Source organism: Sphingobacterium sp. MYb388, from assembly GCF_037479535.1.
Lineage (GTDB): Bacteria > Bacteroidota > Bacteroidia > Sphingobacteriales > Sphingobacteriaceae > Sphingobacterium > Sphingobacterium anhuiense.
Genome location: NZ_JBBGYV010000026.1, coordinates 1 through 743, shown reverse-complemented (window position 1 = coordinate 743; position 743 = coordinate 1). Strand labels below are relative to the sequence as shown.

The 743-nt window shown below is 36.6% G+C and carries 1 protein-coding gene; it reads left to right on the top strand.

Features of this window, described 5'->3' with window-relative positions:
- Positions 1–217 precede the first annotated feature (217 nt).
- Positions 218–743, top strand: a 526-nt coding sequence (locus tag WH188_RS26210) for a class I SAM-dependent methyltransferase (protein ID WP_339424886.1), incomplete at its 3' end; no start/stop codon positions are given.

The following is a 743-nucleotide window of genomic DNA, read 5'->3' as shown; positions in this document are numbered from 1 at the left end:
AATCGGTGGTGGAGCTATAAAATGAGCAAAGAGCAACAGGATGTTATTCTTCATCGTCAAGCAGACCAGCGCTCAACTAGCGCATATGCTATTCGTGCAAAAAATGGTTTTGAAAACGTAAAGTGTTTTTCGGAATGAAAGAACGATAGGAAGCAAAAGGTAAAACTGCCGATTGCTAGATCTGAAACTGATAAAATTAGAATAAAAAGACATCAATATGGAAAAAAATAAGAAAGCAAATGAGCTATGGACTGCGAGATGGGACGACAGATACAGCAACGAGGAGTTTGCATATGGTGAAGAACCAAACAATTATTTAAAAAAGCAATTGGCAAAACTAGCCGTTGGATCCATTCTTTTTCCTGCAGAAGGTGAAGGAAGAAATGCCGTATTTGCAGCCAAAAGCGGTTGGAATGTTTCTGCGTTTGACATAAGTATTGAGGGTAAAAATAAAGCGGTTAAACTTGCTAAAAAAAATGAGGTAACCATCGACTACAAAGTGGGCGAATTGGAAACTTTAGATTTTGAACCCGATCAATTTGATGCAATCGCCCTAATCTATGCACATTTTCCAGCTGATATAAAATCTAACTACCATAAGGCACTAGACAAATATTTGAAAAAAAACGGTACCATAATCTTTGAAGCCTTTAGCAAAAAACACATTGATTATGTAAGGACAAACGAAAAAGTAGGCGGACCGAAAGACATTGAAAGTTTATTTTCAATAGAGGAAATAAAAG